The following is a 14332-nucleotide window of genomic DNA, read 5'->3' as shown; positions in this document are numbered from 1 at the left end:
TGACTGGCGCGCATCATGGCGAGACAGGTCTGTCGGACGTCTGGCGCAGCAGGTTCAGCAGCCCATCCATCTGTTGCAGCAAGAAGGGCAACAGGGCTGAGCGGGCCTTCTGCTTGGCCGCATCCATCCGGGCCGCCGCCGCTGGCTGCTGGGGGGCCAGCATCGCCTGTTTGATTTCCGGGTGACGATCCAGCAGTGCCTCATCCGACAGATCAGCAGAGGGTGCTTCACTGCGGATGCGGCGCAGTTCCCGCTGTGCAGCCAGACCTTTGGCCCAGTCAATCTGATCCTGCGGGGACAGGAACGGGGCCGCCAGCACCTGCAGGCAGGACTGCAGGAATTTCTGAGAAATGACAGGCCCTTCCACCGCAATGCCGGCACAGGGCCATGCCAGAGATTCAACAAGGTCCGCCGCCGCATAGCCTGCGGGATCGCGGCTCCCTTCCGACACAAGCAAGGCATTGGCACGAATGGTGCGCCATGCCCTGGACGGCACCGGTTCGCCCCGGCGCTCGCATTCCCAAAGCTGGAGGATGTCGCGGGCAACCGACTTCACGGCGGGATCGATGTTGGCCGCCAGGGGAAATTCATCCGACAGAATCTGCGTCAGAAAAACGGGCAGAAAGCGGGCGACGACATCGCCCACATCTGCATCGACGGCAATCGCTTCCAGCCATTCCAACCCGAATGACCATATCCGCTCATCGGCGGTCATGATGAAGCCGCGCGGTGCCGTCTCATCATCCTGAAAGGTGATGCCGGTATTGACCAGCATCTCACACAGCAAGGCCAGTTCCAGCGGCAGGCCGGTGCGGGCCACGAACAGGGCGGGATCTTGCGTCTGAGCAATGGTGCCGGCCAGCGAAGCGACCCCGGCACCGTTTGACCATTTCAGATAGATCAAGGGGATGATCTGCCGCGTGTCCCAAGCCTGACGGACACGGTTCAGCGTCTCAGCCTTCAGGGCTGGATCACCAAGAAACGCTCTAAGGGACACTGCGGCCTCTCCTTCGCAAATCACCGGGGGGCGTCGCGCGAACAGCCATTCCCCCCGAAACCGGATACACAGATTGCCTTCCAACCGATGGTGCGAAGGCCCTAAGAGGGGAGACGCGCGGCCGCAGCACTTTCCCCATCCAATTCCGTGGTTTTCAGGGGAACCAAAGCAGGCCCACCTGAAACAACAGCGATTGTCATAGGCTGGATATACGGAAAGGGGCGATGGCAGCACCCGCCCATCCCGGTGCACACCATTACGGGAACCGTCAAATAAACGGCCTATTCCTGATCCGGATCGGTGAAGAAATCCCGGCCGAGCGCCTGTGCCTTTGCCATTTGCAGCGATACGGCCCAGGCCCTGGCAAAGGCCCCTTGGCGGCGAATATCCGCCGCCAGCCACGCGTCCAGCTCGCTGTCTTCCTCAGCGGAAAGCGGGCGCGCCTCCATGCGGGCAACCCACAGGGCGGCTATATCGTCAATCCGGGCACTGCTTTCGCGGTCTTCCATCTGCGCCAATGTTTTTTTCATCACCTCTATTAGACGCACAGGGTGACGATATTCCGGAAAGCGCGATTGTGTCCATAAACAGGCGGATACCCTTGGCCATGTTTTTTTCCACCGAGCTTTCAGAAATGTTGAGCCGTTGTGCCGTGTCGCGCTGGCTCAGCCCCTCAATGCGCCGAAGGATGAAAACGGCGGCAACCTGCTTGGGAAAGCCGGCGACAATGTCACCGATCCGCCGGAGTTCGTCACGGTCGCAAACGGTGCTCTCCGGTGAGGCATCTTCACATTCGAAGCGCGAAAGTTCGGTATCGTCCACCGCCCGGATAGAGACGACCTGCGCGCGGCGCAGATGCGTGCAGATGATGGAATGGGCTGTCTGCAGAAAATAGGCGCGCGGGTTGCGCACGCCTTCCACGCTATCCATGGAGGCAAGCCGCGCATAGGCTTCCTGCACGATATCGTCGATCTCCAGTTCTGCGACACGACGACGGGCCAGCCAGGCCCGCAGACAGGGTTCATGCGGCAGGATATGCTGCGCCAGCCACAATGCCCGTTCGTTTCCGACGCGTGCCATCTCTCAATCACCCAGCGTAGACAATGGCCCCGGTCGGCTGGGGAGCCGGTTGGGTTGGCCATTGTGAAAAAGGTCGGCAGCAGGTGCCTTGCGCGCCCAGGCTGCTGGGAATGCCTGGTTCCGTGCCATTCCATCCGTCTGTTTCGATTGTCGGCGCGTTTCGTGTGTCACAGCGCCTCTCAATGCGGGAGATAGGTACGGCGCCCCTGCCGCATCGCCTTGGCAGAGACGCCAAAGCGGGCGCGGAACAGGTGCGCGAAATGGGACAGGCTCGCAAAACCAACGCCATAGGCGATTTCCGAGACGCGATCATTGGTGTGCATGAGCTGGTATTGCGCCGTGACCAGCCTGATCTCGTTCAGAAAGGCGTTGAAGCTGGTGCCATGGGCGGCACAGGTCTTGTAGATCGTGCGGACGGAGCATTTAAGGTTGGCGGCCGCGTCATGCGCCGATAGGCCGGGCGTATCGAGGTTGCGGATGATGAATTCAAGGATGCCGCCAATGCGCCCCTGCCAGCGCGGCAGTGATTTATGGGTATCGACGCAGGCGGCCAGGGCGGTGCGCATCAGGTCGGCGGTCATCGTCAGCCCTTGGGCGGCGGCCGCCGTATCCTCGTTGGGCAGGTCGAAGAGGGCCTGGGCCAGTTTCGCCATGACCGGCGTGGCGAAATAGTCCTTGCCGATATGGAGATCGGGCAGGACCAGCAACCCGTCGAGGAAACGCCGCATGGCCCACCAGGCGGGCATGGTGACGATCATGGCATCCAGATCGTCTGTCCCTTCCAGCGTCATCGGCCGCCAGGCGCAGACGGTGAAGATATCGCCGGGCGTCAGCGTGCGGCTGTGGCCGGTTTGAACGACGCTGAGCTGGCCGGCACGCAGGAAGATGATATGCGCGCAGAAGCCGGGCCCATCGAATGCCGTCGCCCCTTCCAGGGAAAAGGCGAAGGCATCGCTGGTCAGATGGTGGATGGTCGCGATGTCGCGCTGCACGCTGTCAACGTGCCAAGCCGTTCCGCCGCGCAATCCGAGGATCGGATTGGCGGCGAAGACGGAAGCAATCTGTGCGCGGATCGTTGCCATCAGACCCTTTGTCAGGTGAGAGAGTGCACCGGCTGCACCCCGGACAGGGACGCATTGGGGGACCGGAAAGCAGCGGTGGCGAGGTCGAGAACCTGTTGCTGAATGGCGGCGCGCCATGCGGCCATCTTGGCATTTGAACGGGTGCGCCGCGCCATCGACCGCTGCTTGAGCGCGTGGCGCGCCGGGTCTGCCGCCCAAAGACGTTCAACCTCGGCCAGGAATTCCTCAACGCCGATGCTGTCGAGCGACTGCTTTTCAGACAGGGCTTCCATCGCCTCTTCGTTGATCTTGTTCATCTCTGTCTGAAAGGTTTCATTCTCCGCGTCGGAGAAGCAATCCTCGTCAGAGGCGTCGGCTTCGATATTGACCGCCGCCGACCAGGCCGTGATCACATCATGGGCCGCACCGGGGGCCTGTTCCAGATCCCAGGCGAGCGACATCACCAGATCGACCGCCCGGTCAGCACTCGTATCTTCACTGCGTGCCGTCACCAGGGCGGTGCGTGCCGCGCGCCAGGCCTTCTTGTCGACAGGCTGGTCAATCGACCGGGTCACCAGGGCGATGACCCCTTCGCACGCGGCCCGCAGCGGCCCCGGCTTGATGATGTTGGCACGGCCATAAACCGGATCGTTCCAGGCCAACAGCAGGCTCTGCCGCGCCAACGCCCCGGTTTCCGCCCCGACAGGGATGGCGTTGAGCAGGCTTTCATAAAAGCCGGCGGCATCCTCTGCTTCCCCGAAGGCGCCCAGTGCGGGCAACAGTCGCGCCATGGCCGGGTGCAGGCCATATTCATCGGACAGGGCGGAGATATCACCTTCCACCGATGCGCGGGTCAGCCACGCCTGATAGATAGGCCCTTTGCCGCGAATATCGGCGATCAGGGCGGTGCGCTTGGCCGCGTCACCAAAGGCCCGATAGATGCTCATTCCCCGGCCCCCGCAAAGGGTTCCAGCACGGTGGCCAGCTTGCCGCGGGAGACCATGCCCTGAAAACGTTCCACCGGCTGGCCATCCTTGATGATGATGAAGGTCGGCACGCCTTGGACGTCATATTTCTGGGCCAAAGCCGGCTCCTGATCGACATCCACCTTGACGAAGGCGATCTCCCCGTCAAATTCGCGGGCCGCATCTTCCAGCGCCGGGGCCGACGCCTTGCAGGGGCCACACCAGACGGCGTGGAAATCGACCAGAACCGGAATGGGCGATTGCAAGACTTCCGCCGCGAAGGCTTCGGTCGTGACATCCTTGAGCTTGGACATGGGGGCGTTCCATTGTGGCGGCGCCGGTTTGGCCGGTGCCGATATTGTGGATATCCGTCAGGCGGAAACGGTCTCAACCAGAACCGTCTTGGCGGCCTGATCGATCAGATAGCGTTCGGCTTCCAGGGCCGCCATGCAGCCCATGCCGGCCGAGACCACGGCTTGGCGGAAATGCTTGTCCTGCACGTCGCCGGCGGCGAAGACGCCGGGCACGCTGGTCGCGGTCGACCCCGGCGTGACCAGGATGTAGCCATCCTCGTCCATGGCGAGCTGGTCCTTGAACAGGCTGGTTGCCGGATCATGACCGATGGCGACGAACAGCCCGTCAATGGTCAAGGTGGATTGTTCGCCGGTCAGCGGGTGGTTGAGCTGCACGCCTGTGACCTTGCTGCCATTGCCCAGCACCTCCGCCACCTCGGCATTCCAGATCACCTTGATCTTGGGGTGGGCGAACAGCCGAGCCTGGTTGGTCTTGTCGGCGCGCAAACTGTCGCGGCGATGGATCAGGTAGACGGCACTGGCGAAATTGGCCAGATGCAGCGCATCCTCCACCGCCGTGTTGCCGCCGCCGACCACCGCGCAGACGCGTCCCCGGAAGAAAAAGCCGTCGCAGGTGGCGCAGGCCGACACGCCTTGCCCGCGATAGCGGGTTTCGCTTTCCAGGCCCAGCCAGCGCGCATTGGCCCCGGTGGCGATGATCAGGCTGTCGGCCGTATAGCGGTCGCCCATATCGCCGGTGGCCACAAAGGGCCGCTGCGTCAGATCAACATCGACGATATAGTCGGCGATGATCTCCGCCCCGACATGCCTTGCATGGTTGCCCATGCGCAACATCAGTTCCGGCCCCTGCACGCTGGCATCACCCGGCCAATTCTCGACCTCGGTGGTGATGGTCAGCTGACCGCCGGGCTGCGGCCCTTCGATCAGCACGGGGTTCAGGGCGCTGCGGGAGGCATAGATCGCCGCCGTGTAACCCGCCGGGCCCGATCCGATGATCAGCAGCTTGCTGTGCCGGGGGGCCGTCTTGTTCTGTGTGGCACGCATCATCAGGCTCCCGCACCACCGACAACAACCTTGTCCATGCGGATCGTCGGCTGGCCCACGCAGACCGGCACGGTCTGGCCGGCCTTGCCGCAGAAGCCGATCCCCAGCTCCAGGTCATTGCCGATCATGGCAATATGTTTCAGCGCTTCATTGCCGACGCCGATCAGCGTCGCACCCTCAATCGGCGCGGTCACCTTGCCATCCTCAATCAGGAAGGCCTTCTCGGCAGAGAAGTTGAACTGTCCCGAGGTGATATCGACGGTGCCGCCGCTGAATTCCACGGCATAGATGCCGTTCTTGACCGAGGCGATGATCTCTTCCGGATCGTAGGGGCCGCGTTCCAGAAACGTGTTGGTCATGCGGGTCATGGGCAGATCGGCATAGGATTGCCGGCGGCCATTGCCCGTCATCTTGTCCTTCATGATCCGGGCGCTGGTCTTGTCCTGCATCAGGCCGACCAGACGGCCATCCTCGATCAGCAGCGTGCGCTGACCGGCGACACCCTCATCATCGACATTCAGCGAACCGCGCGCATCCGGCACGGTCGCATCGTCATAGACATTGACGCCGGGGGCGGCGATGCGCTGCCCCATCATGCCGTTAAACACGGATTCCCGCTTACGGTGGAAATCGCCTTCCAGCCCGTGGCCGACCGCCTCATGCAGCAGTACGCCGGGGAAGCCATTGCCCAGCACCACCGTCATTTCACCGGCGGGCGAGGGAATGGCTTCCAGGTTCGTCAGCGCGATTGATGTGGCCTTGCGGACCATCTTCTCCAGCCGGGCCTCATTGAATTCGCCCAGGGTGAAACGGCCGCCATCCCCGGCCGAGCCGGAGGCGCGGCGGGTATTCCCTTCCGCCACGACGGAGATGTTAACGCGCACCTGCGGGCGGATATCGCCGGCCAGGGTGCCATCCGTCGCGCCGACCAGGATCGTTGCATCCTCGACGGCCAGTTGGGCATTGACCTCGGTGATACGCGGGTCAACCGCACGCGCCAGATCATCCAGTTTGCGCAGCAGCGCGACCTTCTGGATCGTATCAATGCCGCCAGCGGCTTCCAGCGTCGAATAGGCTTGGGAATCCTGACGGATGCCCTTGATCTCCACGCCCCGGCCGGTCTCGCCAGCGTCCTGACCATGGGACTGCATGGCGCGGGCGGCGGCGGTCACGGCATCGATGGCCTTGCCGCTGATGTCACTGGAATAGGCGAATGCGGTATTTTCACCGGTGACGGTGCGGGCACCGATACCCTGCGAGATGCCAAACGCGGCACGGGCCACCTTGCCGCGTTCCAGCGACCAGGTATCGCGCGTCGTCATCTCAAAATACAGGTCGCCATAATCGGCGCCGCGCCCCCAAAGGTTGGCGAGGCCATTTTGCAGCTTGTTGATGTCAAGATCGTTGGCCGCAAGAAGCTGCGTTTGCGCGCGCGCCAGACGATCGGCAGCGGTGAGAGACATTTGCATCAATTCCTTCGTCTTGACCGCACGATCACCGGCCGGCGATCTGCATGTCGGGAAGCAGGATCGAACCGGCCCGGATGGCACCCTCGCGGTAAATATCGGCACCAACCGCGACAATCGCCTTGAACATGTCCTGCAGATTGCCGGCGACGGTGAAGCCCTGGACAGCCTGCACCACCTGGCCATTTTCCACCCAGAAGCCGGCGGCGGCGCGGGAATAGACCCCGGTGGCAGGGTTGGAACCGCCGCCCATGAAGCGGGTCAGCCACAGGCCGGTGCCCATCTTGCGCAGCATGGCGGTCAGATCGTCGGTGGGGGCCGTCAGGCTGCTGATCAGCGCAAGGTTGCGCATCCCGCCGGCATTGCCGGTGGAGGCCCGGCCCAGTTTGCGCCCCATGCGGGTGTCGAGAAACAGCCCCTTCACCACGCCGTCGCGGATGATATCGCGGCGCGTGCCGGCCACCCCCTCACTGTCAAAGGCGGCACTGGCCAGACCGAACGGCTCGAACGGGTCTTCCGTAACGCTGAGATGTGCGGCCGTCAGCACCTGCTCCATCGCGTCGGGCAGGAAGGTCATGCGCTGATACTGCGCGCCACCGCTCAACTGCCCGCACATTTCCCGCACTAGGCTGGCGGCGACGGTGGCATCGATGAGGACGGGGGCGCGGCGCGTCGTCAGACCCTCCGCCCCCAGCATGTCCAGGGCCCGCTTGGCGGCGAGTTTACCGACCAGCTCGCCACTCTCCAGCTCCTCAATCCGGCGCACACTGGATCCCCAGTGGCCCTGCTTCATCTCATCGCCGCGCTGGGCGATGGTCTGGCACCAGCGGTGCTGCATGGAACTGCTGCCGGTCCGGCAGAAGCCCTGGCTGGTGGCCAGGGCAAAGCGGGCGTCCTGGCTGGCCGCCCCCGCTTCCGACACACGCACAATGTCGGCAGTGGCGGTTGCTTTCACCGCCGCTTCAATGGCCATGGCGGCTTCGGTCAGCTCAACGGCATTATGGCAGGACGGGGCGAACAGCGGCACCGAGGGGCTGTCCCAGGCCAGGGTCTCACGATCCGCCAGCCCCGCCTCTTCATCGGGTTCAAGCTGGCGGGCCATGCTGATGGCCTGTTCAACCACGCGGTCAATGGCATTGCGGCTCAGCGACTCTGTCGAGGCCATGCCGGTGCGCCCCTCCAGAAACACGGTGATCTGAAGGCTTTGATTGCCATCCCGAACAGCATTTTCAACTTCGCCATTGGCGACGCTGATGCTGATCCCGCCCCCTTCATTGACACGCGCAATGGCCCCCCCGGCCCCCAGCGCTGTGCTGCGCTCCACCGCGTAGGTCACGGCCTTGGCAAGATCGGCCTCGCTTTGCAGCAGATAGCCGTCAGCCCCATCGCGGGGGCCGCCCTCAACGGGCCGGGAAAGGGTGCCAATGCTCATGTGAGCTCCTTCATGAATTCCGACGGCATTTGCCGGAGCCGGGGCGCAAAAGCGGCCAAGGCTCACCGGGCGGCCACATTCACGATCATAGGCTGGGTATAAGGGGAAGTTTGCGTGCCACGTCACTGCTTGTTGTCTGACAGTGCATAGGCGGGGGCGCGACCGCCGACAGAAATGCTTTGACCCCGCCGGGCTATCCCCGACAGCCACCGCACCGCCGGTCAAGGCAGATGAAATCCGCCTGAGACGCCAACCAGATGCGCAGAGACGGCCATCAGAGGATCCAGCGCACAGTAATATGATTTGACTCTACATAAGCGTGTATATAAATTTGGAAAAATCAATTTAAAGGTGCCTTTCTGGGGTCGGATCAGCGAAGGCGTGTCAAAACACTCAGCAAAGGAGTTTTGCATCAATGAGCCGCGTCTTGCCGCAAATCGAACATGTTGTTTTTCTGATGCTGGAAAACCGTTCCTTCGACAACCTGCTGGGCTGGCTGTATGAAGGGGAGGATCGTCCCAAGCACATCATCGCCTCGCCCAAGCAAAAGGACGAGCCGTTTCATGGGCTGGAACATAATAAATATTTCAATCTGCGTCCCGGTGATCCTCCTTCCCTGCATTATGTCCGGTACGGGGCGAGCCATTACAACTCACCCAGCACCGATCCCCATGAACCCCACCAGCACGTCACCGTTCAATTGTTCGACCTGCCGCATGATTACCAGGGGCAACCCAAGCATGGGGAACCTGCGACCATGGGCGGGTTCCTGAACGATTATTATTATTCCCATATCGGCCATCTGGCCCCCGCCTGTGACGAGCCCGACCCGGTCGGCAGCTTGGCCAGGGCCTTGAGCAAAAAGATGACGCCAGAGCTGTCATTGGAGATTATGGATGCGTTTACGCCGCAGCAATTACCGGTGATCAATGGGCTGGCCAAGGCCTATGCCGTTTCCGACCAATGGTTCAGCTCAGTGCCGACCCAGACCATGGCGAACCGGGCCTATTCCATCTGCGGATCGTCGCTGGCAAGACTGAACGGCGAGTTGGTGGAGTTGGTGGACAATCATGGTCTGCTGTTTGGCGTGGTGCCGGGAAAATATCATGCGAAATCGATCTGGGAGACATTGCATGAACATGGGCACAAAGACACTAAAGATTGGATGATTTATTATCAGACGAAGGAAATGAATGGCTTCTGCCTTACCAGAAATGCATTCAAGATTCCCGATGCGGACAAGCATGTTACCCATATTGACGAGTTCTTCCGGGCCGTTGAACGGGATGAATTGCCGTCTTTTTCATATCTGGAACCGAACTGGTACAACGTGTTGCCACCTTACCAGAACGGCAATTCCTATCACCCGCCATCGAATGTGCTGCCGGGCGAACTGTTCCTGAAGGAGCTGTATGACGCCCTGACCCGCAACACCAAACTGTGGCAGAAGACGCTGCTGATCATCACCTTTGACGAACATGGCGGCACCTATGACCATTTCCCCCCGCCCTGGGGAGCAATCCCGCCTTGGGGCACCGGCCCGGCACCCCATAAATGTGAGCAGGATTTTGGCTTTGACCGCTTCGGGGTTCGGGTTCCGACCTTGCTGATTTCGCCCTGGATTGATGAGGCGACGGTGTTCCGGTCCACTACCGATGTGCCGTATGATCATACATCCCTGATCGCCACCATCCTGAAATGGAAAGGGATTCCCAAGGATAAATGGGACATGGGGGAGCGGGTCTACCACGCCCCAACCTTCGAAGGGGTGCTCACCCGCGCCACGCCGCGCCGCGACCTGCCGAAAATCGAAGTATCGGAGGATGAATGGGCGCATCTTGCCGCGTTGGAGGCAAGTACTCATTGCCCGATAACGCCAATGCAGCTGAAATTTTTGCCCTTCGTGCTGCGCCATCTCTGCGATGACACCCTGGACGAAGCCGGTCTTCTCCAGGCCCTGGCGGATATCCTGAAAGACGCGGAATGTGCGGCTGACCTGAATGCCAGGGTTAAGGATTTCGGCGCCCGTTACGGCAAAGTGTGAGGCCCTGTCCCGGTGATCGGCAATGCGATCATCGGGCCCCGCTGGTGGCGGACAGCCACTTTACTGGGCGCGCTGCCGATTTCAGACAAAAGCCGCTGATTCTCAAAGAGAATCAGCGGCTTTTGTTTTGGAAAATGGAGAGGCCGGCCGAAACGGAAGACCTCACGGGAGATTTCAGGTTCCCCCATTCGTGGCCCTCCAACCGGCCGAAGGGTCAAGCTTTCGGCGGGTTGAGAGGATCCCCTCTGTGGATAGCCTTGGCGACGGAAACACGCGCTCTGCGCAAGACCTGTCCGGTCAGCAGGTGCATCCTCAACGTAAATGTAAAGCATTCCAGTAATTCACGCGTTCGCGCGGTCTATTCCGCCCCGCTGCCTATGGGTCCTGTCCGTCTCATCCCCAACGTATCCATCGTCATTGCCGATAGGAAATTTATTTAACCATCTGATAATAATGAAAATTATTGATTTCGATCGAGGTTGACCAGCCTGATCCCCTCGATCAGACGACAAAATTGGCCCTTGACCTGCTATCGGGTCATGATAGCCTGAGAATGTAAACGATACCAAAAAAATGCGGGAGCCGCTTCGCGGTCAGCTTGGAAGGGAGATATATGAACATTCTCATGGCCCGTATGGGCGGTTCGGCACTGGTCGCCTTGATGGGCGTCGTGCCGGTGATGGCACAGCAGTCCGATGCCGTTGATGACGGTGGGCTCACCGAGATCATCGTCACCGCGCAGAAGGTGGTGAGCACGGCGCAGCGAACGCCAATCGCCATGTCTGTCTTTGACGGTCAGTCCTTGACTGAAAATGGTGTCGGCAATGTCAATGCGTTGGCCAATATCGCGCCGACGCTCAACATCGCGCAAAATAATCAGAGTAGCATCATCACCATTCGGGGTGTGTCCAGTCGTGACTATACCGAAACGGGTGACCCGGCTGTCGCGGTCAGTATTGATAATTTTTATCTCCAGAACGCCGTTTCCTTGAATGCGGGAATGTTTGATCTGGAGCGGGTTGAAGTTCTCCGCGGTCCACAGGGAACGCTATATGGTCGTAACGCGACGGCCGGCGCGATCAATATCCGCACGGCCCGCCCCACCGACCGGCTGGAGGGCAATATTGCCGCGGAATATGGCTATAAAAATGCCTTGATCACGGAAGGGATGGTCAATGCGCCCCTATCCGATACGCTGATCGTGCGCGGCGCCTTCTCCGTGCATCAGCGGAAAGGGTATGTGGATAATGGTTCCCTGCAAACCAGCGGCGGTACGGTCACCAAGGATGGCAATGATGATGTCAGCCAGTCCGGCCGTTTGCATGTGCTGTGGCAACCGGGGCGCTTCAGCGCGCTGGTGACAGGGGAAGTCAGTCACGTTGGTGGCGTTGGTTCGGTGATCAAGGGCATTCCCTATGCCGATATTCGTTCCGATGGCACGCTGAAACTGGGCGACACGGATCGCTGGGCGCTGAACAACCAGGCGTCATTTGACCTGGACGTGAAAACGATCCGCACGGAGTTAAATTACGACCTGGATTTCGCGACCATATCCTATTATGGCGGCTATCGCGATCAGCATCAGCGACGCGATAATGACCAGGATGGCGGGACGGCGTACAGCTATGCTTTCCCGACGGATGGGCAAACCGATACGCAGAACCATGAATTACGCATCACCTCGAATGATGATGGTCCGTTTGGCTGGCAGGGCGGCCTTTATGCTTTCCAAGAACAGTTGGACGCGCTGACCTATTTCCAGGTGCTGAGCGGCGGTACCCGCAGCAATTTCTACACCTTCGACTATGACACCAAGGCAAAGTCACAAGCGGCTTTCGGGCAGGTATATTACAAGCCCATCGATTCCGTGAAACTGTCCGCCGGCGCCCGTTACACCAAGGAAGACAAGAGCCAGCTTGGCTATAACATTATCGCTGGAACCTTTACGGCGGTTGATGCGCATTATAACGGACACAAGGACACCTATCACGCCGGCCTGGATTGGCAGGTGACGCCGCGCAATCTGGTCTATGCCAAGTTCGATACCGGCTTCAAATCCGGCGGCTTCCAGAATGGTTATTCCTTCGGACCCGAGACGATCAAAGCATGGGAGGCGGGCACAAAGAACCGGCTGTTTGATAACAAGCTGGAACTGAATGCCAATATCTTCCTCTATAATTATTCTGATCTGCAGGTGCAGCAGAATGACCCGGTCACAGCCATCTCGCGGATTTTTAATGCAGGTGAGGCTGAGATTTACGGCAGCGAGGTTGAGGGGAACTGGTTGGTGACGCCCGACGATCGGGTCGATTTTTCGGTGGCCTATCTTCATGCCCGTTACAAGGATTTCCTGAATAACGGGGTTCAGTATGCCGACAATACCTTGCCCCAGGCGCCGACATGGTCGCTGTCGGGCGGATATCAGCATGAAATGACGCTTGAAGGGGGACAACTGACCGCGCGCATTCAGTCGCGCTATCAGACGAAATCCTTCTTCTCCTTCCGCAACAGTGCTGCGGAACAGCAGAAATCCTACAGCAAAACCGACATCAGCCTGACCTATAAGCCGGATCAGTCGAACGTCGTCATTTCTGCTTATGTGCGTAATATCGAAGACAGCACCATTCTGACCACGTCGGAAGAGGCGGCCTATGCCGGCGGCTATCTGGTGCAATTCGCCGATCCGCGCACCTGGGGCGTGCGGGTATCGTACAATTTCTGATAAGGGCGGGGCAGGGGGCGGTTACAGGCCCCTGCCCATCCGTGGCTTAGGACGTCTGGCCGCGGGGCTTTTTGGCCTTGCCGGGCTTGACGGCAGTGGGTGCCGGGCCGCTGGATTGGCGGACAACCAGCCGGTAGGGAAGAATGATTTCCCGGTTGGCGTCCAACGGATCGCGCAACATATCCAGCATCAGCCGCATGGCGGCTTCCCCCGTCTCCACCGTCGGGACCTCCATGGTGGTCAAGGGGGGGCTGGCGAAGGCGCCGAAACGCAGATTGTCGAAGCCGACGACCGAGACGCCATCGGGAATGGCGATGCCGGCTTCACGCAGGGCCGCCATGGCGCCTAAGGCCATTTCATCGTTGGCACAGCAAAGTCCGGTGAACCCGGCCTTTGCTGCCAAAAGCTGCCTTACGGCATCATAGCCGGACTGAAGGGTGAAATCCCCATGAACGATCGGTGCCTTGTCACTGGCCAGACCCGCCCGTTTCAGCCCCAGCAGGAAACCGGAAAGCCGGTCCCTGGACATGTTCTGATCGATCGGGCCGGTAATAACGGCGATCCGCGTATGGCCCTGGCGCACCAGATGGTTCACCAGCATGGCAGCGGCTTCAACATTATCAATGCGCACCCGCGGCAGGGAAAGCCCCGGCGGATATTCACAGGCAAGCACGATGGGCGGTGCTGGGTTTTCCGGCGGTGTCTGCAAGACAGCCGTCGGCAGGATCTTATCCAGCAGGATCATGCCATCGGCCTGCTTGCTGGCAATCATGCCGACATAGCTGTCCAGCAGCGCCTGATCGGAATCGGTGATGCCCAGCAGCACCCGGATGCCCGCCTCCCGCGCGACATTTTCAATCCCCTGCACGAAGGCCGAGGTGAAAGGATTGAAAATGGAGGGCACGGCGACGATGACATTATCGCTGCGCCGCCGCCGCAGGCCGACGGCCAGCATGTTCGGCCGGTAATTAAGCTGCGCAATCGCGGCTTCAATCTTCTGCAGCGTGGGCGGGCGCACCGCCCCCGGCGTGCTGAGCGCCCGCGACACCGTGGCGATGGAGACCTGGGCGAGTTCAGCAATGTCTTTGATATTAGCCATGGTTGAAGAAATACCGGCACGGACGGTTTGCTGCAATCGCTGAATGGGGCAAGGGGCCTTTTTCAGCGCCGGTCTTTCGCATATGAATGTAAAGCTTTACATGCCGTG

Annotated in this window: 12 protein-coding genes; 2 read left to right on the top strand and 10 right to left on the bottom strand. The window is 60.5% G+C overall.

Features of this window, described 5'->3' with window-relative positions; translation table 11 throughout:
- Positions 1–13 precede the first annotated feature (13 nt).
- From CHB97_RS15715 to CHB97_RS15675, 9 genes are all read right to left on the bottom strand, one after another.
- The gene (locus tag CHB97_RS15715) at positions 14–997 is read right to left on the bottom strand and encodes a hypothetical protein (RefSeq protein ID WP_143270948.1); all 984 of its coding nucleotides are present in this window, start codon (positions 995–997) and stop codon (positions 14–16) included.
- Between the two features lie 281 nt (positions 998–1278).
- Entirely contained in the window at positions 1279–1506 is a 228-nt protein-coding gene (locus CHB97_RS15710) for a DUF4880 domain-containing protein (protein WP_089288931.1), read from the bottom strand.
- Positions 1475–2077, bottom strand: coding sequence for an RNA polymerase sigma factor (locus tag CHB97_RS15705; RefSeq protein ID WP_089288930.1), 603 nt, complete (start codon positions 2075–2077; stop codon positions 1475–1477). Before CHB97_RS15705 ends, CHB97_RS15710 begins: the two co-directional genes overlap by 32 nt.
- Before the next feature lie 179 nt (positions 2078–2256).
- Positions 2257–3159, bottom strand: coding sequence for an AraC family transcriptional regulator (locus tag CHB97_RS15700; RefSeq protein WP_160105903.1), 903 nt, complete (start codon positions 3157–3159; stop codon positions 2257–2259).
- Between the two features lie 11 nt (positions 3160–3170).
- Positions 3171–4085 (bottom strand): hypothetical protein, encoded by a 915-nt coding sequence (locus CHB97_RS15695; RefSeq protein ID WP_089288928.1) that lies wholly within the window; start codon positions 4083–4085, stop codon positions 3171–3173.
- Positions 4082–4417, bottom strand: a complete 336-nt coding sequence (gene trxA / locus CHB97_RS15690; RefSeq protein ID WP_089288927.1) for a thioredoxin — start codon at positions 4415–4417, stop codon at positions 4082–4084. The genes CHB97_RS15695 and trxA overlap by 4 nt, the downstream gene beginning before the upstream one ends.
- A gap of 57 nt (positions 4418–4474) precedes the next feature.
- Positions 4475–5464, bottom strand: coding sequence for a thioredoxin-disulfide reductase (trxB, locus tag CHB97_RS15685; RefSeq protein WP_244559567.1), 990 nt, complete (start codon positions 5462–5464; stop codon positions 4475–4477).
- The gene (locus tag CHB97_RS15680) at positions 5464–6924 is read right to left on the bottom strand and encodes a metallopeptidase TldD-related protein (RefSeq protein ID WP_244559566.1); all 1461 of its coding nucleotides are present in this window, start codon (positions 6922–6924) and stop codon (positions 5464–5466) included. The genes trxB and CHB97_RS15680 overlap by 1 nt, the downstream gene beginning before the upstream one ends.
- Positions 6925–6955: 31 nt before the next feature.
- A complete protein-coding gene (locus tag CHB97_RS15675; protein WP_089288924.1) occupies positions 6956–8359 on the bottom strand; it encodes a TldD/PmbA family protein in 1404 nt (467 codons plus the stop codon).
- Between the two features lie 415 nt (positions 8360–8774).
- Here CHB97_RS15675 and CHB97_RS15670 point away from each other — a divergent pair, with 415 nt between their 5' ends.
- Together CHB97_RS15670 and CHB97_RS15665 are read left to right on the top strand one after the other, a co-directional pair.
- The gene (locus CHB97_RS15670) at positions 8775–10403 is read left to right on the top strand and encodes an alkaline phosphatase family protein (protein ID WP_089288923.1); all 1629 of its coding nucleotides are present in this window, start codon (positions 8775–8777) and stop codon (positions 10401–10403) included.
- Positions 10404–11016: 613 nt separating this feature from the next.
- Positions 11017–13125, top strand: coding sequence for a TonB-dependent receptor (locus CHB97_RS15665; protein ID WP_089288922.1), 2109 nt, complete (start codon positions 11017–11019; stop codon positions 13123–13125).
- A 46-nt stretch (positions 13126–13171) separates the two neighbouring features.
- On the opposite strand, the gene CHB97_RS15660 is transcribed toward CHB97_RS15665, so the two are convergent.
- Positions 13172–14224 carry a LacI family DNA-binding transcriptional regulator gene (locus CHB97_RS15660; protein ID WP_089289030.1) on the bottom strand — a complete coding sequence of 351 codons (1053 nt, stop codon included), beginning with the start codon at positions 14222–14224 and terminating at the stop codon, positions 13172–13174.
- Positions 14225–14332 lie beyond the last annotated feature (108 nt).

The sequence above is a fragment of the Azospirillum sp. RU38E genome (assembly GCF_900188385.1).
Lineage (GTDB): Bacteria > Pseudomonadota > Alphaproteobacteria > Azospirillales > Azospirillaceae > Niveispirillum.
Note: the sequence above shows the minus strand (reverse complement) of the source record. Positions and strands in the feature narration are given on the sequence as shown.